The organism is Vibrio sp. 14G-20 (assembly GCF_026241515.1).
Lineage (GTDB): Bacteria > Pseudomonadota > Gammaproteobacteria > Enterobacterales > Vibrionaceae > Vibrio.
In genome coordinates this window covers 52,339-78,449 of record NZ_JAPHPW010000024.1, presented here as the reverse complement: position 1 = coordinate 78,449, position 26,111 = coordinate 52,339, and the positions used below count along the sequence as shown (strand labels likewise).

General features: G+C 45.3%; 21 protein-coding genes. 9 read left to right on the top strand and 12 right to left on the bottom strand.

What is annotated here, in order from left to right; all coding sequences use genetic code 11:
* Positions 1 to 70 precede the first annotated feature (70 nt).
* Genes hemG through OQJ75_RS18670 form a run of 3 tightly spaced genes read right to left on the bottom strand, consistent with a single transcriptional unit; the run spans position 71 to position 2,724 of the window.
* Positions 71 to 598 (bottom strand): menaquinone-dependent protoporphyrinogen IX dehydrogenase, encoded by a 528-nt coding sequence (gene hemG, locus OQJ75_RS18680; protein WP_265974310.1) that lies wholly within the window; start codon positions 596 to 598, stop codon positions 71 to 73.
* A 10-nt stretch (positions 599 to 608) separates the two neighbouring features.
* On the bottom strand, positions 609 to 2,066 hold the full coding sequence (locus tag OQJ75_RS18675) for a TrkH family potassium uptake protein (protein ID WP_060983438.1): 1,458 nt from the start codon (positions 2,064 to 2,066) through the stop codon (positions 609 to 611).
* Positions 2,067 to 2,100: 34 nt separating this feature from the next.
* Positions 2,101 to 2,724, bottom strand: coding sequence for a YigZ family protein (locus OQJ75_RS18670; RefSeq protein ID WP_265974309.1), 624 nt, complete (start codon positions 2,722 to 2,724; stop codon positions 2,101 to 2,103).
* A 227-nt stretch (positions 2,725 to 2,951) separates the two neighbouring features.
* Between OQJ75_RS18670 and fadB the strand changes: the two genes are divergently transcribed.
* The 3 genes from fadB to OQJ75_RS18655 all read left to right on the top strand — a co-directional run bounded on the left by fadB (position 2,952) and on the right by OQJ75_RS18655 (position 7,536).
* Positions 2,952 to 5,123 (top strand): fatty acid oxidation complex subunit alpha FadB, encoded by a 2,172-nt coding sequence (fadB, locus tag OQJ75_RS18665; protein WP_265974308.1) that lies wholly within the window; start codon positions 2,952 to 2,954, stop codon positions 5,121 to 5,123.
* Positions 5,124 to 5,149: 26 nt separating this feature from the next.
* Positions 5,150 to 6,313 (top strand): acetyl-CoA C-acyltransferase FadA, encoded by a 1,164-nt coding sequence (fadA, locus tag OQJ75_RS18660; protein ID WP_016784138.1) that lies wholly within the window; start codon positions 5,150 to 5,152, stop codon positions 6,311 to 6,313.
* Positions 6,314 to 6,555: 242 nt separating this feature from the next.
* A complete protein-coding gene (locus tag OQJ75_RS18655) occupies positions 6,556 to 7,536 on the top strand; it encodes an MDR family oxidoreductase (RefSeq protein WP_017073803.1) in 981 nt (326 codons plus the stop codon).
* 135 nt (positions 7,537 to 7,671) lie between these two features.
* On the opposite strand, the gene OQJ75_RS18650 is transcribed toward OQJ75_RS18655, so the two are convergent.
* Both OQJ75_RS18650 and OQJ75_RS18645 read right to left on the bottom strand, forming a co-directional pair.
* Positions 7,672 to 8,613, bottom strand: coding sequence for a LysR family transcriptional regulator (locus OQJ75_RS18650; RefSeq protein ID WP_017077287.1), 942 nt, complete (start codon positions 8,611 to 8,613; stop codon positions 7,672 to 7,674).
* 156 nt (positions 8,614 to 8,769) lie between these two features.
* On the bottom strand, positions 8,770 to 8,955 hold the full coding sequence (locus OQJ75_RS18645) for a hypothetical protein (RefSeq protein ID WP_004736674.1): 186 nt from the start codon (positions 8,953 to 8,955) through the stop codon (positions 8,770 to 8,772).
* A 149-nt stretch (positions 8,956 to 9,104) separates the two neighbouring features.
* On the opposite strand from OQJ75_RS18645, the gene tusA reads away from it, so the two are divergent.
* The gene (tusA, locus tag OQJ75_RS18640) at positions 9,105 to 9,356 is read left to right on the top strand and encodes a sulfurtransferase TusA (RefSeq protein WP_004736675.1); all 252 of its coding nucleotides are present in this window, start codon (positions 9,105 to 9,107) and stop codon (positions 9,354 to 9,356) included.
* Positions 9,357 to 9,439: 83 nt separating this feature from the next.
* Here tusA and OQJ75_RS18635 read toward each other — a convergent pair whose 3' ends face one another.
* Positions 9,440 to 9,694 (bottom strand): hypothetical protein, encoded by a 255-nt coding sequence (locus OQJ75_RS18635; protein WP_004736676.1) that lies wholly within the window; start codon positions 9,692 to 9,694, stop codon positions 9,440 to 9,442.
* A gap of 151 nt (positions 9,695 to 9,845) precedes the next feature.
* Positions 9,846 to 10,400, bottom strand: a complete 555-nt coding sequence (locus OQJ75_RS18630; protein WP_017077289.1) for a TMEM165/GDT1 family protein — start codon at positions 10,398 to 10,400, stop codon at positions 9,846 to 9,848.
* Between the two features lie 420 nt (positions 10,401 to 10,820).
* On the opposite strand from OQJ75_RS18630, the gene glyQ reads away from it, so the two are divergent.
* The 4 genes from glyQ (at position 10,821) to OQJ75_RS18610 (ending at position 17,599) form a co-directional block, all read left to right on the top strand.
* Positions 10,821 to 11,735 carry a glycine--tRNA ligase subunit alpha gene (glyQ, locus tag OQJ75_RS18625; RefSeq protein ID WP_009848159.1) on the top strand — a complete coding sequence of 305 codons (915 nt, stop codon included), beginning with the start codon at positions 10,821 to 10,823 and terminating at the stop codon, positions 11,733 to 11,735.
* A 2-nt stretch (positions 11,736 to 11,737) separates the two neighbouring features.
* Positions 11,738 to 13,804, top strand: coding sequence for a glycine--tRNA ligase subunit beta (gene glyS, locus OQJ75_RS18620; RefSeq protein ID WP_265974307.1), 2,067 nt, complete (start codon positions 11,738 to 11,740; stop codon positions 13,802 to 13,804).
* Between the two features lie 202 nt (positions 13,805 to 14,006).
* A complete protein-coding gene (locus tag OQJ75_RS18615; protein ID WP_265974306.1) occupies positions 14,007 to 16,094 on the top strand; it encodes an alpha-amylase in 2,088 nt (695 codons plus the stop codon).
* A gap of 254 nt (positions 16,095 to 16,348) precedes the next feature.
* Complete coding sequence (locus OQJ75_RS18610; protein ID WP_265974305.1) at positions 16,349 to 17,599, top strand: valine--pyruvate transaminase; 1,251 nt, start codon at positions 16,349 to 16,351, stop codon at positions 17,597 to 17,599.
* Between the two features lie 231 nt (positions 17,600 to 17,830).
* On the opposite strand, the gene OQJ75_RS18605 is transcribed toward OQJ75_RS18610, so the two are convergent.
* From OQJ75_RS18605 to dnaA, 5 genes are all read right to left on the bottom strand, one after another.
* Positions 17,831 to 18,265, bottom strand: a complete 435-nt coding sequence (locus OQJ75_RS18605) for an Hsp20 family protein (protein WP_060983461.1) — start codon at positions 18,263 to 18,265, stop codon at positions 17,831 to 17,833.
* A 504-nt stretch (positions 18,266 to 18,769) separates the two neighbouring features.
* Positions 18,770 to 21,187 carry a DNA topoisomerase (ATP-hydrolyzing) subunit B gene (gyrB, locus tag OQJ75_RS18600; RefSeq protein WP_265974304.1) on the bottom strand — a complete coding sequence of 806 codons (2,418 nt, stop codon included), beginning with the start codon at positions 21,185 to 21,187 and terminating at the stop codon, positions 18,770 to 18,772.
* Positions 21,188 to 21,204: 17 nt separating this feature from the next.
* Positions 21,205 to 22,284: a DNA replication/repair protein RecF gene (gene recF, locus OQJ75_RS18595; protein WP_265974303.1), complete on the bottom strand. Its 1,080-nt coding sequence runs from the start codon at positions 22,282 to 22,284 to the stop codon at positions 21,205 to 21,207.
* A gap of 53 nt (positions 22,285 to 22,337) precedes the next feature.
* Entirely contained in the window at positions 22,338 to 23,438 is a 1,101-nt protein-coding gene (gene dnaN / locus OQJ75_RS18590; RefSeq protein WP_017058809.1) for a DNA polymerase III subunit beta, read from the bottom strand.
* An 81-nt stretch (positions 23,439 to 23,519) separates the two neighbouring features.
* Positions 23,520 to 24,941: a chromosomal replication initiator protein DnaA gene (gene dnaA, locus OQJ75_RS18585; protein WP_102383316.1), complete on the bottom strand. Its 1,422-nt coding sequence runs from the start codon at positions 24,939 to 24,941 to the stop codon at positions 23,520 to 23,522.
* Positions 24,942 to 25,250: 309 nt separating this feature from the next.
* On the opposite strand from dnaA, the gene OQJ75_RS18580 reads away from it, so the two are divergent.
* The gene (locus OQJ75_RS18580) at positions 25,251 to 26,000 is read left to right on the top strand and encodes an amino acid ABC transporter substrate-binding protein (RefSeq protein WP_009848135.1); all 750 of its coding nucleotides are present in this window, start codon (positions 25,251 to 25,253) and stop codon (positions 25,998 to 26,000) included.
* The last annotated feature ends 111 nt before the right edge of the window (positions 26,001 to 26,111 follow it).

The window sequence follows — 26,111 nt, the reverse complement described above, 5'->3', positions numbered from 1 at the left end:
AAAGTTTTTCTCGTTTTTTTATTCGTTCGATTAAAAAGAGCACAAAACGCCTCAAAAGTAGGCTTTTCTCTTACATCTCTTGCAATTTCTTAGAGAATAAAGAGACTTTTTCCCAGTTCGTATACTCAACTTCCTTGGTTGTGTCCGTTTCTCCACCAGTCATATTCATAATGAAGCGAATCATGGTTTTATCGAACCAGTTATAACGTGGGTAATAGATGGCACCAGCGAATACACCGATTAGAGTCGGCTGCCATGGTGACTTAAGAAGAAACTTCTTAATATAGGCACTACCTTCAGGGGTGTCTTTGCCTTGGTCTTCTTTACGAGCCGTTAAGTTAACGCAGAAGAAGGCAACCTTATTGGATTGCAACTGAGCAAGGTTGGCATCAATGAACTGATATAGCTTCTTATTAAGATGGCCATAACGAATAGATGCACCAATCAACACTCTGTCGTATTGAGCAAAGTCGACATTACTAATAGTGTGCAGATCTTGAAGCTCACATTCGAACTCATTCATTTCTTCTTTTATATAGTTCAAGATCTTCTTGGTTTGCCCTTCACGGCTTGAATACAAAAATAGAGCTTTTGCCACAATGTTGTCCTTAGCTACGCCAAAACGTAGGGGTCAATAAAATTAATAAGGTGAATATCTCTAAACGACCAAACAGCATAGATACGATCAACACCCATTTGGCCTTATCATTCACATCGCCGAAGTGCATTGCCACTTCACCTAAGCCCGGGCCAAGGTTATTCAATGTTGCCGCTACAGCAGAGAAAGCACTCAGCTCATCCATCCCAGTAGCAATAAGAGCCAACATACAAACCACAAAAACCAATGCATATGCAGAGAAGAAGCCCCAAACCGCATCAACAACACGTTGTGGTAACGCAGAACCGCCAACCTTGATGGTATAGACAGCACGCGGGTGAACAAGACGCTTCATTTCACGAGCACCTTGCAGAGTAAGCAATAAGATTCGAATGACTTTCATACCACCGCCCGTTGAACCTGCACAGCCACCTATAAAAGAAGAGAACAGAAGCAGCACAGGTAAGAATAACGGCCACTCAGAGAAACCTGTGGTGGTGAAGCCTGCGGTTGTTGATATAGATACCGTTTGGAACAAGGCTTGATCAAAAGCATCGTAATACGAGTCATAAGAGTGGTGATTAAGCAGTAATAAGAAACAAACTAAGAACAAGACTGCTTGAATAAAGATAAAGGCGCGGAATTCAGGATCTTTCCAGTAATACTTAGGATGCACACCACCAGAAGCAAATGCTGCAAAGTGAAGTGAGTAGTTACACGCAGATATAAGCAGGAACACAACCGTAATCATGTTGATAGCCGGGCTGTTAAAATAACCCATGCTTGCATCGTGTGTTGAGAAGCCGCCAATTGCGATAGTCGAGAAGCTATGACTGATCGCATCAAAGAAGCTCATACCCGCTAACCAAAACGCTACTGCACAAGCAATCGTTAGGCTGAGATAGATGTACCACAGCGCTTTTGCCGTTTCAGCGATACGCGGAGTCATCTTACTGTCTTTTACTGGACCCGGGATTTCAGCACGATATAGCTGCATACCACCGATACCCAGAACAGGAAGGATGGCTACCGCCAATACGATGATGCCCATACCACCAAACCATTGTAGGAATTGACGGTAAAATAGAATTGCCTTAGGTAGGTCATCGAGGCCAACAATTACAGTTGCACCTGTCGTCGTTAATGCAGAAAACGATTCAAAAAAGGCATCAGTAACCGAAACGCTCGGATTATCCGCGATCAAAAACGGCAATGCGCCTGCACTGCCGATTACCGTCCAGAACAACACCACAATGAGAAAGCCATCTCGCGCCTTCAATTCATGTTTATAGCGTCGGTTTGGAAACCAGCAAGTTGCTCCACAAAATAATAGAACGAAGAAAGTCGTCACAAATGGCACACCCGCACCATCTCGATAGATCAGTGCGACGAGCGCAGGTGCGAGCATTGATACACTAAAAAGTGCTAATAATAATCCGACGATTCGAATAATTGAGCGAAATTGCATGAGCTATTGAACGAAGCGAAATGCTTCACACTTCCTAGTTGTCTTTGACTTTCGTTACCAGTGCCTTGGCACCGCTTTTATTGATCATGGTTTGGGTAAACGAATCTACCTGAAGGAGCTCTATTTCAATAATAAGCTCAACTTGAACACCATAATCCGCTTGGACTTCAACAGCCTGATGCTGAGCCATAATGGATTGCGCGATTGGCACAAAGCCATAGTCTAACTCTAGCCGTAATTTTGTGGTTATTTTTTTCTCGATAGTTTGAAGCAGCTTGAGAGCTTGTTGTACTCCACCACCATACGCCTTTACTAGGCCACCCGTTCCAAGCTTGATTCCGCCTGAATAACGAGTGACAACAGCCGTCAGTTCACCGACACCAGAACCAGACAGTTGCGCCAAGATAGGCTTACCCGCAGTACCAGATGGCTCTCCATCATCACTAAAGCCCCATTTCATTGAGTCTTCAGGTCGCCCTGCAGTAAAACCCCAACAATTATGTCGTGCTGATGAATGCTCTTTTTTTACCTGTTCTAAGAACTGTTTAGCAGCTTCTACACTTGGAGTGTGAGCAAGATGAGTAATGAAGACGCTCTTCTTTATCTCTTCTTCAAACAGAGCCGACGCAGACGGTATTAAATAGGGCTGTTCATTCATATCGTTAACTTAATTAATAAGAGCGGCGAAGTGTATCACGCGTGAATAATAAGGGTTAGAGGATCTGTGCCATCGCACAATGTTAAACAATTGTTTAAAAAATGTATTGAAATTCACCAAGCAGAGGTACAGACTAAGATAACTGGTCTTACCAGGTATTCTACAATAATAGAAAGATAACAAGATTCTCTCAAACAATCGTGGATTGTATGTCATGGAGATAGACAATGATTTACCAAGCTAACACCTTACAGGTAAAGGAATTACAAGACGGTATTGCAGAACTTAGCTTCTGTGCGCCAGCCTCTGTAAACAAACTCGACCTTGCTACTTTAGAATCACTAGATAAAGCGTTAGATGCTCTTAATGCTCACGCTGGATTACGTGGCTTAATCTTAACTTCAAACAAAGACGCGTTCATCGTAGGCGCAGACATCACTGAATTTCTTGGCCTATTTGCTAAGCCAGAAGCAGAACTTGATGAATGGTTAAGATTCGCGAATTCAATCTTCAGCAAGCTCGAAGACCTTCCTGTCCCAACTCTTTCAATGATGCGTGGCCATGCCCTAGGTGGCGGCTGTGAATGTGTCTTAGCGACCGATTTCCGTATCGGTGACAAGACCACCAGCATAGGCCTACCAGAAACCAAACTTGGCATCATGCCTGGCTTTGGTGGTTGTGTGCGCCTGCCACGTGTTATCGGTGCTGACAGCGCAATGGAAATTATCACGCAAGGCAAAGCATGTCGTGCTGATGAAGCACTTAAAGTTGGCTTGTTAGATGCGATTGTTGAAACCGACCAACTACTAGAATCAGCGATTAACACTGTTTCTCTAGCAGCTAATGAGAAACTTGATTGGCAGCTACGCCGTAAACAAAAAACATCAGCGCTTTCATTAAGCAAACTAGAAGCGATGATGAGCTTTACGATGGCTAAGGGCTTAGTGGCTCAAAAAGCAGGGCCTCATTACCCAGCACCAATCACTTCGGTTATCGCTATCGAAGAAGCAGCACGTAGCGATCGCGATGCAGCATTGGATATAGAGCGTAAACACTTCGTTAAGCTAGCGAAATCTGAAGAAGCAAAAGCATTGGTCGGTCTATTCTTGAATGACCAATACATCAAAGGCCTAGCGAAACAAGCTGGTAAGTCTGCCAACAAATCGACAGAACGTGCAGCGGTGCTTGGTGCTGGCATCATGGGTGGCGGTATTGCTTACCAGTCAGCATTGAAAGGCGTGCCTGTGATGATGAAAGACATCGCACAAGCATCACTTGATCTAGGAATGAATGAAGCTTCTAAGCTGTTGAATAAACGTTTATCGCGCGGTCGTCTCGATGGATTCAAGATGGCAGGTATTCTGTCTTCTATTACTCCAAGCCTACATTACGCAGGTGTTGAGCAGTCAGATGTGATTGTGGAAGCGGTAGTAGAGAACCCTAAAGTAAAGGCAGCCGTACTGAGCGAAGTAGAAGGTTTAGTTGGTGAAGACACGGTTCTAACATCAAATACCTCAACGATTCCGATTAACCTGTTAGCGAAATCTTTGAAGCGCCCAGAGAACTTCTGTGGCATGCACTTCTTTAATCCAGTGCACCGCATGCCTTTGGTTGAGATCATCCGTGGCGAGCATACTTCAGAAGAAACGATCAATCGTGTGGTTGCTTACGCAGCGAAGATGGGTAAATCCCCTATCGTTGTTAACGACTGCCCAGGCTTCTTCGTTAACCGTGTACTTTTCCCTTACTTTGGCGGTTTCAGCATGTTGCTACGTGACGGTGCTGACTTCACGAAGATCGATAAAGTCATGGAGCGTAAGTTCGGTTGGCCAATGGGCCCTGCTTACTTGCTAGACGTTGTAGGTTTAGACACAGCACACCACGCACAAGCAGTAATGGCGCAAGGTTTCCCTGAGCGTATGGGTAAAGAAGGTCGTGATGCAATTGACGCGCTTTACGTCGCTGAGAAATACGGCCAGAAGAACGGCAGCGGTTTCTACACGTACAGCGTAGACAAACGCGGTCGCCCGAAGAAAACCTTCTCTGAAGACATTCTTCCTATCTTGGCTGACGTATGCCAACAGCCACAAGACTTTGATGACCAGACAATTATCCAACGTGTGATGATTCCTATGATCAACGAAGTGGTGCTTTGTTTAGAAGAAGGCATCATCGCGACACCGCAAGAAGCGGATATGGCACTGGTTTACGGTTTAGGCTTCCCTCCATTCAGAGGCGGCGTATTCCGCTACTTAGACAGTGTGGGTATTGGTAACTTCGTTGAAATGGCGAAGAGCTACCAAGACTTAGGTGCAATGTACCAAGTTCCTCAACTATTGCTTGATATGGCAGCGAAAGGCGAAAGCTTTTACGACAGCCAACAAGCCAGTTCTCTGTAACCCACATTTGGAAAAGGAATAGCAAAATGAATAATGTAGTTGTTGTTGATTGCCTTCGTACCCCAATGGGACGTTCCAAAGGTGGAGCTTTCCGTCACACTCGTGCTGAAGATCTGTCTGCACATTTGATGAAAGGCATTTTAGAGCGCAACCCAGAAGTAAACCCTGTCGAGATTGAAGACATTTACTGGGGTTGTGTACAACAAACGCTAGAGCAAGGCTTCAACGTCGCACGTAACGCTGCTTTGCTTGCTGGTCTCCCGATTGAGATTGGTGCGGTAACGGTCAACCGTTTATGTGGCTCATCTATGCAAGCTCTGCATGATGCAACCCGCTCTATCATGGTTGGCGATGCTGAAATCTGCCTGATCGGTGGTGTAGAACACATGGGCCATGTGCCAATGAACCACGGTGTTGATTTCCACCCAGGCATGTCTAAGCACGTAGCAAAAGCAGCAGGAATGATGGGCCTAACGGCTGAGATGCTTGGTAAAATGCACGGTATTAGCCGTGAAGATCAAGACGCATTCGCAGCACGCTCACACGCTAGAGCTCAAGCAGCAACGGTTGAAGGTCGTTTCAAGAATGAAATCCTACCAACAGAAGCTCACGCGGCAGACGGTTCACTGTTCACTCTGGATTATGATGAAGTCATTCGCCCTGAAACTACTGTTGAAGGCTTGTCTCAGCTTCGCCCAGTATTCGATCCAGCAAATGGTACGGTAACAGCAGGTACTTCATCAGCACTGTCTGATGGCGCTTCTGCAATGCTTATCATGAGTGAAGAAAAAGCCAACGCGCTTGGCCTTAAGATTCGTGCTCGCGTGAAGTCTATGGCTATTGCAGGTTGCGACCCTTCTATCATGGGTTACGGCCCAGTACCAGCAACCAAGAAAGCACTGAAACGTGCAGGCTTAACGATTGAAGATATGGGTGTTATTGAGTTGAATGAAGCATTCGCTGCTCAATCTCTTCCATGTGCGAAAGATCTAGGTCTACTGGATGTGGTTGACGAGAAAGTAAACCTTAACGGTGGTGCCATTGCACTGGGTCACCCACTAGGCTGTTCTGGCTCTCGTATCTCAACAACCCTGATTAACCTAATGGAAGCACAAGACGTGAAATACGGCTTAGCAACCATGTGTATTGGTTTAGGCCAAGGTATTGCAACGGTATTTGAACGCCCATAGCGCTCGTTGATTGTAATACTTGTAGGGTAATATTTTGTGCAGCTATATTTATATAGCTGCACTTTTTATTGCTCGGCGTCCAATAATGTATCGATTCGTTCAGCGAACTTAGCAAGAGAAAAAGCGCCACCCACATCTATGCACAAAATGCATAGACTCAATGTTGATGTTTCATTATTTTTTCTTCGGTGATTCAACTAAAGTTACTTCAGTTTCCTAATATTCCTCCCACGGAGCAGATCATGTTTAAAGCACTTGTACTAAACCAAGAAGACAAAAAAACTATCGCGTCAGTTTCTCAAATTGATGAGTCTCAATTACCAGAAGGTAACGTGAAGGTTGATGTAAGTTACTCTTCTTTGAACTACAAAGATGGTTTGGCGATTACAGGTAAAGGACGCATTGTTCGTAACTTTCCTATGGTTCCTGGTATCGACCTTTCTGGTGTGGTTTCACAATCTGAAGACCCACGCTACAAAGCGGGCGACGAAGTTGTTCTAACTGGCTGGGGTGTTGGTGAAGGCCACTGGGGCGGCATGGCGGAGAAAGCAAGCCTAAACGGTGATTGGTTAGTGCCAATGCCATCAGGTCTAGACGCTAAAAAAGTAATGGCTATTGGTACAGCAGGCTTTACAGCAATGCTTTGTGTTCAAGCTATTGTAGATGCTGGCATCAAACCAGAAGACGGTGAAATCCTAGTAACAGGTGCAAGTGGCGGCGTAGGCAGCGTGTCTATCACTCTACTAAACCAACTGGGCTACAAAGTCGCAGCTGTGACTGGTCGTGCTTCTGCAAATGGCGAGCTATTAAAATCACTAGGCGCAACACGTATTGTAGAGCGTGCTGAACTAGAAGAACCGGCGAAGCCACTTGAGAAACAACTGTGGGCTGGTGCTATCGATACTGTAGGTAGCAAAGTACTTGCAAAAGTATTGGCGCAAATTGATTACAACGGTGCGGTTGCAATGTGTGGTCTAGCAGGCGGTTTTGACTTACCAACCACGGTAATGCCATTCATTCTACGTAACGTTCGCCTACAAGGTGTGGACTCGGTAATGTGCCCTCGTGAAAAACGTATTAAAGCGTGGGAACAACTAGCGGAATTGCTACCTGAGTCTTTCTACGCGCAAGCAACCAAAGAAGTGTCTTTAGACGGTGCAATTCAAGCAGCAGAAGACATCACTAACGGTCAAATCACTGGTCGCGTAGTCATTAAACTATAGATTCTCAAACATAAAGTTATCAAACCTTAAGCAACAGCTTTAGATTTGGATAACACAAAATAACAAAGGGCTGATAGTAATCAGCCCTTTTGTGTTTTTGTCATTAGGATCGAGTAAACCAAAGCTAAGTCCCAGTTAACCTAAGCCAACATCCGCAATACGCTTTTGAATCAATTCGCCACACTCCTCTTTAACCACTCTTCTTAACCATTGTTGTGAAGCAGAAGAATCGCAACGCGAGTGCCAGATCAGTGAGTAATCAAACGGCATAAACTCAAATGGTAATGGCTTAACAACCAAGTCATAGCGCTCTGCCACCAAATAAGCCAGATCGGCTGGTACAGTGATCACCAACGGCATTCTATCGACAATCGCTAATGCAGCTTCAAGGTGATAAGCACGCAGCACCATTTTACGTGGGTTTTGATTGGCTAAAGCATTATCTAATAACGCTTTAACACCATCACTAATCGCAATCATCGCATGCGGGAGTGAAACATAGTCTTCAAGGCTTAACGATCGATCGGCTAACGGATGATTTTTAGATAACAGACACGACACACCGACCGGCCCCAAGACCTCTTGATGAAGTGGTGCAACGCTGCCACTCGGTCGACAGATCGCCATATCAACACGTTCGGTACTGAGCTGTTTAAACAAATGCTCATGCTGTAGCGGTGCAAACTCCAAAGATATGTTCGGCGCTTGTTCATAAATCTTAGGTAATGCATAAGGCAAGATGGTTTGCATCGCGTAGTCAGTAGTCGCAATCAGAAAGCGTTCACTGCAATAGTAAGGATCGAAATCACTCGGGCTCAGCAGTTGGCGGAATGACTCTAAAGGCTGATCAATACGCTGACTGATTTCGAGTGCTTTTTTGGTGGGAATAAGGTGCTGACCTTGGCGCGTAAACAGCGGATCGTTAAGTAGTTCTCTTAAGCGCCCTAACACTCGACTGGTTGCCGATTGACTTAAGTTAAGACGAAGCGCAGCCTGGCTAACACTGCCCTCTTCAATCAATACTTTTAAGGCGACCAATAAATTAAGGTCTCTACGATAGATGTCTTCTAATTCCACGCCACTTACCTAGTTGTATATAACTGTCATTAGTTACTAAGTTGTTTATAGCATGCTTTAGATAAAAAAAATCCCGCAATTATGCGGGGAAGCCCAAGAAAATCTGGGGATAGTGTCGGAATGTTGTCGTATCGGAATTTTCTTGTTGTATTCGGGTTAGTGCTCTTGCTCTTCGGCTATACCTTGCCAACGGCGCATCTCTACCCAAATACCAATAATCGTTGCTACTATGCCAAAGATAGGCATCAGTGAGGTCTCTGTCGATGAGCGTAAAACTAACGCACAGAAAGAAATAAAACAGAGAACTGAATAAATTGTTAATCTATCTAATCCTGTCAACATCGCCACTCCTTAGCTAGTTGCCTTTGTTTCAAGTTGTTATCAACTTGTTAACTAAGTTATAGGAAATGATTCTGTTTGCCAAGCACTTATTGCATATTTTTTCTGCAGACGTATTATTCACTCGTTAGATAGATATAGAGATACAAACCATGACATTCAAACCTGAACTGGCAACCCATACTTTAGAAGCTGAAGGCCTGCGTTGCCCGGAACCAGTAATGATGGTCAGGAAGACAATTAGAAACATGCAGGATGGCGATGTGTTACTGGTAAAAGCTGACGATCCTTCGACAACTCGAGATATCCCGAGCTTTTGTCGATTCATGGATCACCAGTTGGTAGGTCAAGCGACAGAAACGTTGCCTTACCAGTATTTGATCAGAAAGGGATTGGAGGCATAACGCCCCACCGAGTATCAAGCATCAAAAAAGCCGCTCGTACCTTATGTTCTTCAACAGAACTCAGAGTACGAGCGGCTTTTTATTTATTCGTTTCTAGACTTGTTTTGCAGATGCTCAAGCTGATGCTGAATTTCTCGGATATCTTTGCGCATAGGAATAATATGCGCCACTCGAATCCAGGCCTCTACCGCAAGCCCAGTCATGATCATCGAACCAGCCACCATTGGTAGCCACATGTCCGTCAACACCATGCCTAATAGTGTAAGTGCAAGACCAAAGGTAAATAGATAACTTTGGCTTTGTGGAGTAATACCCATATAACGCGTCAACATAATCATGCCCTCGTGTTCTTAACTCACAAGATTAAAATATCATGACAAGTATGACAGTTATATGTCCATTCGCTCGATAAACCCGACAATACTGTAAGAGTATGACCTACAACACATTACTCTACTGGTTGAGTATAATAAGACTCAATACCACCGCTTAATAGAAAGCCGCTGCGATAGCCAAACCTACGAATAACAAGGCGGTGATCTTGCGAATCAGATCAAGAGGCATCTTATCAGCCGATAACTTACCAATGATCACCACTGGCACATTCGCCAGCAACATACCGATGGTAGTACCCAGAATCACCCACGTTAATGCATCAGAATATTGAGCCCCTAGAATGGAGGTCGCAATCTGAGTCTTATCGCCAATCTCCGCAATAAAGAAAGCGATAAAACTGGCAACAAATGGGCCTCGATTCGAGATCTGCTCATCGTCATCCAACTTATCCGGAATCAGAATCCAGCCCGCCATCGCAATGAAACTGACCACCAGCACCCATTTTAAGATTTCAGGAGATAAGTAATCCGCGATAACGACACCGAGCCATGCAGCAAGAGCATGATTGGCAATGGTGGCAAAGAAGATAGCCGCGATAATAGGTATCGGCTTGCGATATCGACTGGCTAATAAAAGGGATAGCAACTGAGTCTTATCACCGATCTCGGCTAAGGCGACAGTTGTAATTGAAATTGCTAAAACGCTCACGACATGCTCATTTGGGACGGAGATTATTATATTTAACCAAAGACAAACCTCGCGCCCCATCCCGGTTCACGATGCTTGTCTAAGGTCTTGCTAAGCGCCACCAAGGTGGTGGTTGCCTCGAACGCCATGATGATTTTGCATCAATTATGTTGACGGACGAACTCATTCAATAGGATATGAATAAGTAAGCTACTCCCCAAAGACCACGAGATTTTAATCACCCACGCTTTCAAACACAAGTGTCAAAGTTATCAAAATATCCACTTGTGCCGAAAAACAAACATTAAAGGCAAAAAAATCCACTAAACGACATTTTAGACCACTAATTAAACAAGATTACCCCTACTCGCTTTACCAATATCTCGGTATACTCAGAGGTTATTTTTCTCATTCATTTAAAAGAATCGCGCGAACCTGACTATGCAAAAATACGATATCAAAACCTTCCAGGGAATGATCCTCGCGCTGCAGGATTACTGGGCACAAAACGGTTGTACCATTGTTCAACCACTAGATATGGAAGTAGGTGCTGGCACCTCTCACCCAATGACATGTCTACGTGCACTTGGCCCAGAGCCAATGTCTACGGCATACGTTCAACCTTCTCGTCGTCCGACCGATGGTCGTTACGGTGAAAACCCGAACCGCCTGCAGCACTACTATCAATTCCAAGTAGCCCTAAAACCTTCTCCAGATAACATCCAGGAGTTGTACTTAGGCTCGCTTGAAGTTCTTGGTGTCGACCCACTTGTTCACGATATTCGCTTCGTAGAAGACAACTGGGAAAACCCAACGCTAGGCGCATGGGGTCTTGGTTGGGAAGTATGGCTAAACGGTATGGAAGTGACTCAATTCACTTACTTCCAACAAGTTGGCGGTCTTGAGTGTAAGCCTGTAACTGGTGAGATCACTTACGGTATCGAGCGTCTAGCAATGTACATCCAAGAAGTAGACTCTGTTTACGACCTTGTATGGAACGTAGCACCAGACGGTTCTAACGTGACTTACGGTGACATCTTCCACCAAAACGAAGTTGAGCAATCAACATACAACTTCGAGCACGCAGACGTAGATTTCCTATTCACTTTCTTCGACCAGTGCGAAAAAGAGTGTAAAGAGCTACTTGAGCTTGAGAAGCCACTGCCGCTTCCAGCTTACGAGCGCATTCTAAAAGCAGGTCACGCATTCAACATTCTTGATGCGCGTAAAGCTATCTCTGTAACAGAGCGTCAACGTTACATCCTTCGTATCCGCAACCTGACTAAAGCTGTTGCAGAGGCGTACTACGCGTCACGTGAAGCGCTTGGCTTCCCAATGTGTAAGAAGGATAAATAATCATGGCGAAGAATTTTCTAATTGAACTGGGTACGGAAGAGCTTCCACCAACGGCACTTCGTTCCCTAGCTGAAGCCTTTGCTTCTAACTTTGAATCAGGTCTTAAAACGGCTGAACTTTCTCACGAAGGCATCAAGTGGTACGCAGCACCTCGTCGTCTAGCACTTAAAGTGACGGCACTGGCTGAAGGCCAAGCAGACAAAGTCGTTGAGAAGCGCGGTCCTGCAATTTCTGTCGCATTCGATGCTGAAGGCAACGCGACTAAAGCTGCACAAGGTTGGGCTCGTGGTAACGGTATTACTGTTGAGCAAGCTGACCGTCTGAAAACAGACAAAGGCGAGTGGCTTCTTTTCAAACAAGAAGTGGCTGGCAAACCAGTTCAAGAATTGGTGATGGACATCGCTGCGAAAGCACTGGCTGGCCTACCAATTCCTAAAGCAATGCGCTGGGGTAACTCAGACATTCAATTTATCCGTCCAGTGAAAACACTGACAGTACTACTAGGTGATGAGCTTGTTGAAGGCGAAATCCTAGGCGTAGCTTCTGCTCGTACTATCCGTGGCCACCGTTTCATGGGCGAACAAGAGTTCACAATCGACTCTGCTGACCAATACCCTGCGATCCTAGAAGAGCGCGGTAAAGTAATGGCAGATTACGAAGCGCGTAAAGCGATCATCCTTGCTGATTCGCAAAAAGCGGCAGCTGCGGTTGGCGGTACAGCTGACCTAGAAGATGACCTTGTTGAAGAAGTAACATCTCTGGTTGAATGGCCAGTAGTACTGACAGCGAAGTTCGAAGAAGAGTTCCTAAAAGTGCCTTCTGAAGCGTTGGTTTACACCATGAAAGGCGACCAGAAGTACTTCCCAGTGTATGACGCTGATAAGAACCTTCTGCCAAACTTCATCTTCGTTTCGAACATCGAGTCTAAAGAGCCTCGTCACGTAATCGAAGGTAACGAGAAGGTTGTTCGTCCACGTCTTGCTGATGCTGAGTTCTTCTTCAACACAGACCGTAAGCGTCCGCTTATCGACCGTCTTGCTGAACTAGACCAAGCTATCTTCCAGAAGCAATTGGGTACGATCAAAGACAAAACAGACCGCATCACAGAGCTTGCAGGCTACATTGCTGAGCAAATCGATGCTGACGTTGAAAAGTCTAAGCGTGCTGGCCTATTGGCTAAGTGTGACCTAATGACATCAATGGTATTCGAATTTACGGATACTCAAGGTGTGATGGGCATGCACTACGCAACGCACGATGGTGAAGACGAGCAAGTAGCACTAGCACTTTACGAGCAGTACATGCCTCGTTTCGCAGGTGACACACTACCAAGCACTGGCATATCTTCTGCTGTAGCAATGGCAGACAAGCTAGACACTATCGTGGGTATCTTCGGTATTGGCCAAGCACCAAAAGGTTCTGACCCATTCGCTCTACGTCGTGCATCACTAGGTGTGCTACGTATCATCGTTGAAAACGGCTACAACCTAGACCTAACCGATCTGATCGGTAAAGCGAAAGAGCTACTAGGCGACAAGCTAACTAACGACAACGTAGAAGCTGACGTTATCGACTTCATGCTAGGTCGTTTCCGCGCATGGTACCAAGATGCTGGTTTCAGTGTTGATATCATCCAAGCGGTACTAGCACGTCGTCCAACTAAGCCAGCTGACTTTGACCAACGTGTTAAAGCGGTTTCTCATTTCCGTGAACTGGAAGCAGCAGAAACACTAGCAGCAGCGAACAAGCGTGTAGGTAACATCCTCGCGAAATTCGATGGCGATCTACCCGCTGAAATCGATCTAGCTCTTCTTCAAGAAGACGCAGAGAAAGCGCTGGCTGAAAACGTTGAAGTAATGACGGAAGCACTAGAACCAGCATTCGCGACAGGCAACTACCAAGAAGCCCTAAGCAAGCTTGCTGATCTACGTGAACCCGTTGATGCATTCTTCGATAACGTGATGGTTATGGCTGATGACGAAGCGCTTAAGAAAAACCGTCTAACGCTACTGAACAACCTACGTAACCTGTTCCTACAGATTGCTGACATCTCTCTACTGCAAAAATAAGCACGAGTGAGACAGTTGCTCTAAGTCATACTCTGAGTAACTAACGGTAAACACCCAAAGGGAAGCGAAAGCTTCCCTTTTTGTTTTTGTGAACCAAGCATTTGTTTGTAGAGGTATTATTGATTAACTGAATGAAACAGCACTCAGACTGTAGAGGGCATTGTTTGCTATAAATAACCTGTTTATTCAGGGGAAGGGAACAATGAAAAAAACAGTACTCGCGCTTTCAATGCTCGCACTCAGCGCATGCAGCCAAACCAGTGACAATAACCTATTACTGACAATTGATAACGACACTGTCGTATTTGAATCATCAGGTAAAGGCACCGTAATTGCAGAACAGGAACTCGCCAAAGGTAGCTATACCTTCTCTATCAGCGACGCTCAAAAGACCTGTGGTACTAACTATGCTTTGGCTGAAGAGAGTCGCATCAAATTCAATAAACCCCTTCGTCTAGACGACTGTGCCGAGAATTCTGAAATCGCCATCAAGGTCTTTCGCGCTAACACCTACCAGTTTACGCTCAACCCACAGACCAATGAACTCACGGTTCAGATAAAGCCAAAGCAGCAACAAGTACAAAGCTTTGCTTGTCCGGTTCCTAGTGATCAGCCAACCACTATCGATGTTGCTCAGACCTTTGACGATGGCACCTTGGTAAGAGACGCCCTTTCAGGAAAACAAGTCACAGTTACCAACGGCAGCGTCACCATGCAGCCAGCAGAAAACAGCCAAGGTGTTCTGCTACTAGAGAAAGTAGAACCAGAAACCAAAGCCGATTTTAGTTGGGACAACGCCACGGTTTACTTCGTGATGACCGACCGCTTCCACAATGGCAACCCTGATAACGACAACAGTTACAATCGTAGCCAAGATGGACAAGATGAAATAGCCACCTTCCACGGTGGTGACTTAGCCGGGTTAACCGAAAAACTCGACTACATAGAATCACTCGGTGCCAATGCCATCTGGATTACCTCTCCACTAGAGCAGATCCATGGCTGGGTTGGCGGCGGTGATCGCGGTGACTTCAAACACTACGGCTACCACGGCTACTACCATCAAGATTGGACCAAGCTCGATGACAACATGGGTACCGAAGACGAGCTGAAAACCTTCATCGATACCGCGCACAGCAAAGGCATTCGTGTTGTTTGGGACGTGGTGATGAACCACACTGGCTACGCTACGCTTGCCGACATGCAAGAGTTCGACTTCGGCAAACTCAACCTCACGGATGAACAAGCTAAACAAACCCTCGGCGAAAACTGGACAGATTGGCAACCAGAAGCAGGCCAGAACTGGCACTACTTCAATAACTACATATCTTACAGTGACAAAGAAGCGTGGGAGAAATGGTGGGGTAAAGCTTGGTTGCGCAGCGACATTGGTGCTTATGACTCTCCGGGTTACAACAACCTGACCATGTCTTTGGCACACCTACCCGATTTCAAAACAGAATCGACAGAGACAACTGGGCTACCTAATTTCTATCGCAACAAGTCCACCAGCGCGACGGATGAACTTAAAACGCCTCGTGAACACCTCATCACTTGGCTATCGGATTGGGTACGTGAATATGGCGTTGATGGTTTTAGGGTCGATACCGCCAAGCACGTTGAGTTAGATGCGTGGGCAGAGCTTAAAGAGAGCACTAACCAAGCGCTTGCAGAATGGAAGCAAAACAACCCAGACAAAGCGTTGGATGACCTACCATTCTGGATGACGGGTGAAGTATGGGCACACAGCGTGGTGAAATCAGACTATTTCGCTAACGGGTTTGATTCGATCATCAACTTTGAATTCCAGAGTGATATCGCACCCAAAGCACTTAAGTGTCTATCCGATCTCGATGCTGACTACCTGCGCTACGCAGACAAGATCAACAGTGACAGCGAGTTCAACGTGTTGAGTTACCTTTCATCTCACGACACCTCGTTATTCTGGACACAACACGGCAGTGACTTTGCAAAACAAACCAAAGCTGCAAACGCGTTGATGCTGGCTCCCGGTGCCGTGCAGATCTATTACGGTGATGAAATCGCTCGTGATTTCGGCCCAACAGGCTCCGACCCAATGCAAGGCACTCGCTCTGACATGCCTTGGGATCAAATCACCGGCGAACGGGCAGAGTTGCTGGAACACTGGCAAGCGCTTGGCCAATTCCGCCAACGCCACCCAGCGGTAGCCCAAGGTAAGCACATCATTCGTAACAGCAAGGGCTACTATGCGTTCGAACGCCAATACCAAGATGACAAGGTATTAGTCGTTTATACCGGCTCGAACTAAACCTTCATTAACATAAACACCAGAAACTAAAGGGGGAAGCTTAGGCTTCTCCTTTTTTATCGCTAAAGGTTCGTTCAATAAGCAAGCTGTTACTCATTAACCAAACTTTATAGAAGTTTTTTACGTGTTAGAGCATTTGGCGCTATGCGTCGCAAAAACATTGCGGTATGTTCAAGGAATACACTGATGGCAGACATAAGGTCTGCCTTAATGACACGTAACAAGCAATCACAATGAATTAGGTAAAATTAGTAATGCAGTTCTCTAAGTTTGGCGAAAAGTTTAATCGATACTCTGGAATCACTCGTTTAATGGATGATTTGAATGATGGCCTGCGCACTCCTGGCGCTATCATGCTCGGTGGTGGCAACCCAGCAGCTATCCCTGCCATGCTCGATTACTTTAACCAAGCCAGTGCCGACATGCTCGCCAGTGGAGAACTCATCGCCGCCCTCGCCAACTACGATGGTCCGCAGGGTAAAGACAGCTTCATCAAATCGTTAGCGGCAATGCTGAAAGAGACCTATGGTTGGGACATCAGCGAGAAGAACATCAGCCTGACTAATGGCAGTCAAAGTGGCTTCTTCTACCTATTCAACCTGCTAGCAGGCCAACAGCCTGACGGTTCGCACAAGAAAATCCTACTGCCGATCGCACCGGAATACATCGGCTACGGCGACGCGGGTATTGATGACGATATCTTTATCTCTTACCACCCAGAGATCGAGCTGCTAGAAAACCGTCAGTTCAAATATCACGTCGATTTTGAACAACTAAAGGTTGATGACTCAGTCGCGGCTATCTGTGCATCTCGTCCAACCAACCCAACGGGTAACGTACTGACCGACGAAGAAGTACGTAAATTGGATAAACTGGCGCGTGAAAACAACATCCCACTGCTGATCGACAATGCTTACGGCCTGCCGTTTCCAAATATCATCTTTGAAGATGTCGAACCGTTCTGGAATGAAAATACGATTCTGTGCATGAGCCTTTCTAAGCTTGGTTTGCCGGGTGTGCGTTGCGGTATCGTGATTGCGAGTGAAGAAGTAACACAAGCTTTGACCAACATGAATGGCATCATCAGCCTAGCACCCAATAGTGTTGGTCCTGCGATTGCTAACCACATGATTGAAAAAGGCGATTTACTGCGCTTAAGCAGCGAGGTAATCAAACCTTTCTATAAAGATAAATCTCTACGTGCAGTTGAGCTTTTACAAGAAGCGATCGACGACCCTCGCTTCCGTATCCACAAGCCTGAAGGCGCGATTTTCTTATGGCTATGGTTTGATGAACTGCCGATTACCACCATGGAGCTGTACGACCGCCTCAAAGCTCGTGGCGTATTGATTGTTCCGGGTGAATACTTCTTTATCGGCCAAGAAGACGAGTGGGATCATGCTCACCAGTGCTTACGTATGAACTACGTACAAGACGATGAAGCGATGCAGAAAGGCATTAATATCATTGCTGAAGAAGTGAAAAAGGCTTACTCAGAACAGTAATAAAACCTTTTAGGTTACTGTAGGCCAAATACAATAAAGAGCACCGACCTTCTTCAAGGTACTGGTGCTCTTTCACTTTTACTTCCCGATAGTTTTTGTCACTTGAATACCCTAAATAATTGGGGGTTCAGCTAGGCGACTAGAAAATTCAACCCTATGAGCATAGGGAACCTATGTGATTAGGGGGAATTTACGACGTCAACAACGCTGTAGCTTCAAGTATGACGGGTATTAGCCTTCGATTAGACCATTACCATTAATAGCAATCTTACGTGGTTGCATCGCTTCTGGGATTTCGCGTTCTAGGTCGATATGAAGAAGACCGTTTTCCATGCTTGCACCTACCACTTTTACGTAGTCAGCCAGTTGGAATTTACGTTCGAAATCGCGCTCTGCGATACCTTGGTATACGAAGGTTTTCTCTGCTTCTGCTTTACGCTCACCTTTCACAATTAGCATATTCTCTTTCTGAGTCAGATCTAATTGGTCATCAGCAAAACCAGCAACGGCCATAGTAATACGGTAGTTGTTCTCGTCTTTTTGCTCGATGTTGTATGGTGGGTAACCGCCAGAAGAGTTCTTCGATGTGTTCGCTTCCATCATGTTGAATAGACGATCGAAGCCGATTGCGTTGCGGTAAAGTGGAGTGAAATCTACAGTTCTCATAATGCTATCCTTTTAGTAAGCAATAGTCTTAGCTGCGAATTTTACTTGGATCGAACCTGTGTGTGACCCAGTAAACAGCTAAGAGATTCAATTCGCATTCCTCGGGTTTCGCCTCGTTTGGCGACAACACTGGGACATGACAATGAATCAATTTTTAAATTGTGTGCTGCCAAAGTTATCCTCTATTGAGCGATACTCTAGCAACGGTTATGAAGGTTCTGTTTCTTCTCTTATAGAGCAAGACAGTCATCCTCTTCACAACTAGATATGTGGATTCAGCAAATCAGTTTCAAGCGTTTGTTTTCAACTATTTTTCCAATCCAATATTTTTCAATCACTTAAAAACAAAAAAGACCGTCATTTCTGACAGTCTTTTCAATAAGATATTGAGTTTTTTGAGACGAAGCTGTTTCGTTTTAGTTCAAGGAAGAGGCGCGGAGCATACGAGTGTATGTAAGCACCTCTGACACAGAAATTAAGCGAAAGTGCGAAGTATCAAAGGTACTAAACGTCTAGGTTAGCTACTTTAAGTGCGTTTTCTTCGATGAAGTTACGACGAGGCTCTACTTGGTCGCCCATCAACGTTGTAAACAACAGATCAGCACCAACAGCATCTTCAATCGTTACTTGCATCATACGGCGAGTTTCAGGATCCATCGTGGTTTCCCAAAGCTGATCAGGGTTCATCTCACCTAGACCTTTGTATCGCTGTAGGCTTAGACCACGACGAGACTCTTTCACTAACCAGTTCAGAGCATCAACGAAGCTAGAAACTTCTTGAGTACGCTCGCCACGCTTAATGTAAGCGCCTTCTTCAATCAAGCCATCAAGTGCTTCAGAAAGGTCCGCTAGCTTACCAAACTCTTTAGAGTTAATAAGATCGATGCTCAGTAGGTGTTCATGAGTCACACCATGAGTACGAACCACAATCTTAGGAACGCTTAAACCTAGCTCTTCGTGTTTTTCAACTTCAAGGCTGTATTGGCTCGCACCTACTTCTTTCGCGTTTAGCTGCTCAACAAGCTGCTTACCCCAAGCTTCAACTGCCGCGTCATCATGACACTGCTCAGCCGTTAGACGAGGAACGTAAATCAGTTCGTGAACCAATGCGCGTGGGTAACGGCGGCTCATACGATCAACAAGCTTGATACCAGCATTGTATTGCTGAACAAGCTTCTCTAAACCTTCACCTGCAAATGCTGGCGCCTCAGGGTTTACGTGCAGTTCTGCATTATCTAAAGCCAAAGATACTTGATACTGGTTCATCGCATCTTCATCTTTAATGTATTGCTCTTGCTTACCTTTCTTCACTTTGTAAAGTGGCGGTTGAGCAATGTAGATGTAACCACGTTCAATCAGCTCAGGCATTTGACGGTAGAAGAACGTCAGTAGCAGTGTACGGATGTGAGAACCATCGACATCGGCATCGGTCATGATGATGATGTTATGGTAACGTAGTTTATCTGGGTTGTATTCGTCACGGCCAATACCACAACCAAGTGCTGTGATTAGCGTTGCGACTTCTTGAGAAGACAACATTTTATCGAAACGAGCTTTCTCTACGTTAAGGATCTTACCTTTAAGCGGTAGGATTGCTTGGTTCTTACGGTTACGCCCCTGCTTAGCTGATCCGCCAGCAGAGTCTCCTTCCACAATATACAGTTCAGACAGTGCAGGATCTTTTTCCTGACAGTCAGCTAGTTTACCTGGAAGACCTGCTAAATCTAATGCGCCTTTACGACGTGTCATCTCACGCGCTTTACGCGCTGCATCACGAGCACGTGCTGCATCGATAATTTTCGAACAAACGATTTTCGCTTCACCTGGGTTCTCAATTAGGAACTCAGACAGCTTCTCACCCATTGTAGACTCAACGGCAGACTTCACTTCTGAAGAAACCAGCTTGTCTTTAGTTTGGCTTGAAAATTTAGGATCTGGCACTTTCACCGAAACAATCGCCGTCAAACCTTCACGAGCATCATCACCTGATGTTGAAGTCTTCGCTTTCTTCGAGAAGCCTTCTTTGTCCATGAAGCTATTCAATGTACGAGTTAGTGCAGCACGGAAACCTGCTAAGTGAGCACCACCATCGCGTTGAGGGATGTTGTTGGTGAAACAGTAGATGTTTTCTTGGTAGCCATCATTCCACTGCATCGCAACTTCAACAGTAATACCGTCTTCACGCTCAGAGTTAAAGTGGAAGATTTTTTGGATGATTGGCGTTTTGTTAGTATTAAGGTGCTCAACAAACGCTTGGATACCGCCTTCGTATTCGAAGTGATCCATTTTGTCTTCTTCGCGCTCGTCAATCAGCTTAATTGACACACCTGAGTTCAAGAATGATAGCTCACGTAGACGCTTAGCTAAAATATCATAATGGAACTCGATGTTAGTGAAGGTTTCTTCACTCGGCCAGAAACGAATCTCTGTACCGGTTTTATCCGTGTCACCGATAACAGCTAGTGGCGCTTGAGGCTCACCGTGGCTGTAGGTTTGAGTGTGGATTTTGCCACCACGGTGGATAGTAAGAGTAACTTGCTTAGAAAGTGCGTTAACTACTGAAACACCAACACCATGCAGACCACCAGATACCTTGTACGAGTTATCATCGAACTTACCACCAGCGTGAAGAACCGTCATGATTACTTCTGCTGCTGATACGTTTTCTTCTGGGTGCAATTCTGTTGGGATACCACGGCCGTCATCGCTTACAGACACAGAACTATCTTCATGGATAGTTACAATAATGTCATTACAGTGACCAGCTAGCGCTTCATCAATAGAGTTATCTACCACCTCAAAAACCATGTGGTGCAGACCGGTACCATCATCCGTGTCGCCAATGTACATTCCAGGACGCTTACGTACCGCATCCAGACCCTTCAGTACTTTAATACTCGATGAATCGTAATTATCTGACATAGTTACTCTCTGACTAATTATCCTTGCTCTATTTTGCCATGTTCCACATGAAACATCCTGCTATTTTCGTCATGCATATCAGCAATCTGATCAGCGGTAATAGAGCTTACAAAAACTTGAGCCTTAGTCGCCTTTAAACACTCAGCAAGACGTGCTCGGCGTTGGCTATCTAATTCGGAAGCGAAGTCATCTATTAAATAGATGCACTGCTTACCTGTCATTTGGGTGAGGTGCTGCCCTTGTGCTACGCGCAACGCGCACACCATCAACTTCAATTGACCTCGTGACAAGACATCTTCCACTGGAGTGCCGTTCACTTTTATCTTTAGATCCGCTTTGTTTGGCCCACTAAATGTGTAACCAAGCTGCTGATCCCTTTCAAAATTCTTTTCTAATATCTCAGCGTATGGGGTGTCTTTATCCCAACCACGATAGTAGTTAATCTTTATCTCAAACTCAGGAAGGAAGGTCGCACAGATTTCCTCTGCCACTTCTTTTAACTGCTCAACGTAGGTAGCGCGCCATTGGCTGATGCTTTCTGCTAAACGGGCCAATTCTTGATCCCAATAGCTCAGCTCTCGATAGTGCGTTGCCGTTTTCAATAAGGCGTTTCGCTGCTTATTGAGGCGCTTTACCCTGCCCCATGCATCATAAAAGCCCGACTCACTGTGGAAGACTCCCCAATCAATGAATGCTCGGCGATGCTTAGGTCCATCGGTTAGTAAATCAAACCCTTCAGGGTGAATCAACTGCAAAGGTAAGACTTGAGCTAACTGAGCCAACTTTTGCCCAGTTTGACCGCTTATTTTAACCTCTGTGGTGCCATCGCGCTGCTTATTAATGCCAATTGGCAGCTCAAATTGATCCGAGGTCATAAAACGGCCATGTACAAACAGCTCACTACACTCGTTTTGTATGATACGACCGGTCAGTGAACTCTTGAATGAGCGACCATGTCCGAGCAGATACACCGCTTCAAGGACACTGGTTTTGCCGCTTCCGTTAGCCCCTATAAGAAAGTTAAAGCCTGATGACGGTTGAATGTCACAGGCTTCAATATTTCTAAACTGCTTAACGATTAAGCGCGATAAAGGCATAACGTCTTCATATTAACCTTCAATCACGACTCGGTAGGTCAACATAGGGCAGCTTATAAGCGAATTGGCATAACAACGTACATCGCGCTGTCATCTTGCGCGTTCTCGATAAGAGCACTCGCATTGGCGTCTGACATTGAGATGCGAACTTGTTCACAACGCAGTGTGTTCAGAACATCCAATACGTAGCTTACGTTGAAGCCAATCTCTAATGCGTCACCGTCGAAGTTCACATCGAGTACTTCTTCTGCTTCTTCTTGCTCCGGGTTGTTCGCGGTAATACGCATCTCGCTATCCGCAAGGTTAACGCGAACACCACGGAATTTTTCATTCGATAGAATCGCAGCACGAGAAAATGCTGAACGTAATTCATCACAGCCAGCTTCAAGTGTCTTGGTGGTATTTTGTGGCATTACGCGGCGATAATCAGGGAAACGACCATCAACTAGCTTAGAAGTGAAGACATAGTTGTTCACTTCAGCACGCACGTTAGAGTTACCAATTTGCAGTGTTACTGGCTGTTCAGGTGCATCCAATAGCTTCACTAGCTCTTGAACACCTTTACGAGGAACAATGATCTGCTTCTGAGCAAAATCGGCACCCAGTTGTGCTTGAGATACTGCCATACGGTGACCATCGGTCGCCACGCTGCGCAGGATAGAGCCTTCAATCTCAAACAACATACCGTTGAGGTAATAACGAACATCTTGGTTCGCCATTGAGAATTGTGTTTTCTCGATAAGACCGCGAAGTTCAGCTTGTGTCACTGACACTTCAACTTCACTGCTCCAGTCTTCAATATTTGGAAAATCTGCCGCAGGTAATGTTGCTAATGAGAAGCGGCTACGACCAGAGCGAACCTGAATACGGTCACCATCCAATACCACAGTGATCACTGAGTTATCTGGCAATCCACGGCAGATATCTAGGAATTTACGAGAAGGCACGGTAATGCTGCCCGCTTCGAAATCACCTTCAAGCGTTACACGGCTGATCAGTTCAACTTCTAGATCCGTCGCTGTCATCGACAACACGTTATCTTCTACTTTAATCAGTAGGTTTCCTAGAATTGGAAGCGTTGGCCTGCCACCGAGTGCGCCAGATACTTGTTGTAATGGCTTAATCAGGTGACTACGTTCAATGGTAAATTTCATATCTTGCTCTTACGGTCTAAATGGCACTGCGTAATAGTACGTGGCCAAGATTCTGCTTATTAAGGTTAAGAATACTGTGTATTAAGAAGAAAGGGTACGAATCAAGTTCGAATAATCTTCTTTAATGTCGTGGCTCTCTTCACGCAGCTGAGCAATCTTACGACAAGCATGCAGTACCGTCGTGTGGTCACGACCACCGAATGCATCGCCAATCTCAGGTAAGCTGTGGTTTGTTAGCTCTTTCGCCAGTGCCATCGCCAATTGACGTGGACGAGCAACAGAACGAGAACGACGCTTAGACAATAGATCAGCGACTTTGATTTTGTAGTACTCGGCTACTGTCTTTTGAATGTTATCAATAGTGACCAGCTTTTCTTGCAGTGCAAGTAGGTCACGCAGTGCTTCACGCACGAAGTCGATTGTAATCGGACGGCCAGTGAAGTTTGCATTCGCAATAACACGGTTCAATGCGCCTTCTAGCTCACGAACGTTAGAACGCAGACGCTTGGCAATAAAGAACGCCACTTCATCCGCAAGGTGAATTTGGTGGTCTTCGGCTTTCTTCATCAAGATCGCAACACGCGTCTCAAGCTCTGGTGGCTCAATCGCTACCGTCAAACCCCAGCCGAAGCGAGATTTAAGACGATCTTCTACCCCGTTGATCTCTTTTGGATAACGGTCAGACGTTAGGATGATCTGTTGGTTGCCTTCAAGCAGCGCGTTAAAGGTATGGAAGAACTCTTCTTGAGAGCGCTCTTTGTTAGCAAAAAATTGGATATCATCGATAAGCAATGCATCAACACTACGGTAGTAGCGCTTAAATTCTTCAATCGCATTGTTTTGGAGCGCTTTCACCATGTCTTGAACAAAGCGCTCTGAGTGCATGTAAACCACTTTAGCATTCGGCTTATTATCAACAATGGCGTTACCCACTGCATGCAACAAGTGCGTTTTACCTAAACCAGTACCACCATACAAAAACAACGGGTTGTAAGCGGTTCCTGGGTTATCAGAAACCTGACGTGCCGCAGCCAAACCCAGTTGGTTCGACTTACCTTCAACAAAGTTATTAAACTTATGTTTTGGGTTCACGTTTGAACGGTGATTAAGGTCAACCGCTACAGGTTCTTCATCACGCCAGATATTGTGTACTGGTTTGCGTGCTTGCAGCTGCGCAGGTGCCGACGATTCAGCGGCCACATCGGCAGCTGTACGTGTACGAGCTGGGGCGATAGCCTCAGATTTTGGAGCAGTCACTCGTTTGCTTCCGATCTCAAAATGAAGATGCGGAATATCATTACCACAATATTCTTGTAGCAAACGGTTGATGCTATTTAAGTACTTATCGCGCACCCAATCGAGTACAAATCGGTTTGGTGCAAATAGAGTTAGAGTATTACCATTGAGCTCCGCTTGTAACGGACGTACCCACATACTGAATTCTGTAGCTGGTAACTCTTCTTGAAGCTGTTGCAAGCATTGCAACCAAAGCGAAGATGACACGGTGCCCCACTCTATTTAAGTTATATGAAATGACCGCTAATTTTACCTGTTGATAAGTCAGATCACCAGCAATTGATCACAGATCCAGTGAATAAGATCCAAGTTATTCACAATAAATTTGTAATTTATTGGTTGATCCACACATCTTGCCCCTAATTTACTCACACAATGATCCACTTATGCCCGGATCTTTGCTAGTTATCCCCAAATTGGGAATTCAATCTGGTTATGGTTAATAACATCTGGTTATTTATTCTAGTGAGCATTTTCCCAGTAACATCCAAACCCATAAATATAAGGAGTTACCAAATGAATAACTGGATTAAGGCTGCAATTGCGGCTATCGCACTCTCTGCTGCTACTGTTCAAGCTGCGACTGAAGTTAAAGTCGGCATGTCTGGTCGCTACTTCCCGTTTACTTTCGTTAAACAAGACCAACTACAAGGTTTTGAAGTGGATTTATGGGATGAGATCGGTAAGCGTAACGACTACAAGGTTGAATACGTAACGGCAAACTTCTCTGGTCTGTTCGGTCTTCTTGAAACGGGTCGAATCGATACCATTTCAAACCAAATTACTATGACGGATGCACGTAAAGCGAAATACCTATTCGCAGACCCATACGTAGTAGACGGCGCACAGATTACCGTTCGTAAAGGTAATGACAGCATCAAAGGCATCGAAGACCTAGATGGCAAGACAGTTGCGGTAAACCTGGGTTCAAACTTTGAACAACTGCTTCGCAGCTACGACAAAGACGGCAAGATCAATGTGAAGACCTACGATACAGGTATTGAACATGATGTAGCACTAGGTCGTGCAGATGCATTCGTAATGGATCGCCTATCAGCACTAGAGCTTATCAAGAAGACTGGTCTACCATTACAACTAGCAGGTCAGCCATTCGAAACAATTGAAAACGCTTGGCCTTTCGTTGACAACGACAACGGTAAAAAACTGCAAGCAGAAGTAAATGAAGCATTAGCAGCAATGCGCGCAGATGGTACGCTAGAAAGTATCTCTCAGAAATGGTTTGGTGCGGACATTACTCAGAAGTAATTACTCACTTTCTCCATTCAAGGCCCACTGCTTTATACAGCGGTGGGCTTTTTGCTTTTGTGCACTGATTAAAAAATCTGATAGAACAGTACTTACATATAGAACAACACT

Bases quoted from the DNA above. Each gene is read 5' to 3' on its own strand.
- gyrB (WP_265974304.1), bottom strand. From the start codon at position 21,187: ATGTCAGATAATTACGATTCATCGAGTATTAAAGTACTGAAGGGTCTG.
- fadA (WP_016784138.1), top strand. From the start codon at position 5,150: ATGAATAATGTAGTTGTTGTTGATTGCCTTCGTACCCCAATGGGACGT.
- OQJ75_RS18675 (WP_060983438.1), bottom strand. From the start codon at position 2,066: ATGCAATTTCGCTCAATTATTCGAATCGTCGGATTATTATTAGCACTT.
- OQJ75_RS18580 (WP_009848135.1), top strand. From the start codon at position 25,251: ATGAATAACTGGATTAAGGCTGCAATTGCGGCTATCGCACTCTCTGCT.
- recF (WP_265974303.1), bottom strand. From the start codon at position 22,284: ATGCCTTTATCGCGCTTAATCGTTAAGCAGTTTAGAAATATTGAAGCC.
- OQJ75_RS18655 (WP_017073803.1), top strand. From the start codon at position 6,556: ATGTTTAAAGCACTTGTACTAAACCAAGAAGACAAAAAAACTATCGCG.
- OQJ75_RS18635 (WP_004736676.1), bottom strand. From the start codon at position 9,694: ATGATTATGTTGACGCGTTATATGGGTATTACTCCACAAAGCCAAAGT.
- OQJ75_RS18645 (WP_004736674.1), bottom strand. From the start codon at position 8,955: ATGTTGACAGGATTAGATAGATTAACAATTTATTCAGTTCTCTGTTTT.
- tusA (WP_004736675.1), top strand. From the start codon at position 9,105: ATGACATTCAAACCTGAACTGGCAACCCATACTTTAGAAGCTGAAGGC.
- fadB (WP_265974308.1), top strand. From the start codon at position 2,952: ATGATTTACCAAGCTAACACCTTACAGGTAAAGGAATTACAAGACGGT.
- glyQ (WP_009848159.1), top strand. From the start codon at position 10,821: ATGCAAAAATACGATATCAAAACCTTCCAGGGAATGATCCTCGCGCTG.
- glyS (WP_265974307.1), top strand. From the start codon at position 11,738: ATGGCGAAGAATTTTCTAATTGAACTGGGTACGGAAGAGCTTCCACCA.
- OQJ75_RS18615 (WP_265974306.1), top strand. From the start codon at position 14,007: ATGAAAAAAACAGTACTCGCGCTTTCAATGCTCGCACTCAGCGCATGC.
- OQJ75_RS18605 (WP_060983461.1), bottom strand. From the start codon at position 18,265: ATGAGAACTGTAGATTTCACTCCACTTTACCGCAACGCAATCGGCTTC.
- dnaN (WP_017058809.1), bottom strand. From the start codon at position 23,438: ATGAAATTTACCATTGAACGTAGTCACCTGATTAAGCCATTACAACAA.
- OQJ75_RS18670 (WP_265974309.1), bottom strand. From the start codon at position 2,724: ATGAATGAACAGCCCTATTTAATACCGTCTGCGTCGGCTCTGTTTGAA.
- OQJ75_RS18610 (WP_265974305.1), top strand. From the start codon at position 16,349: ATGCAGTTCTCTAAGTTTGGCGAAAAGTTTAATCGATACTCTGGAATC.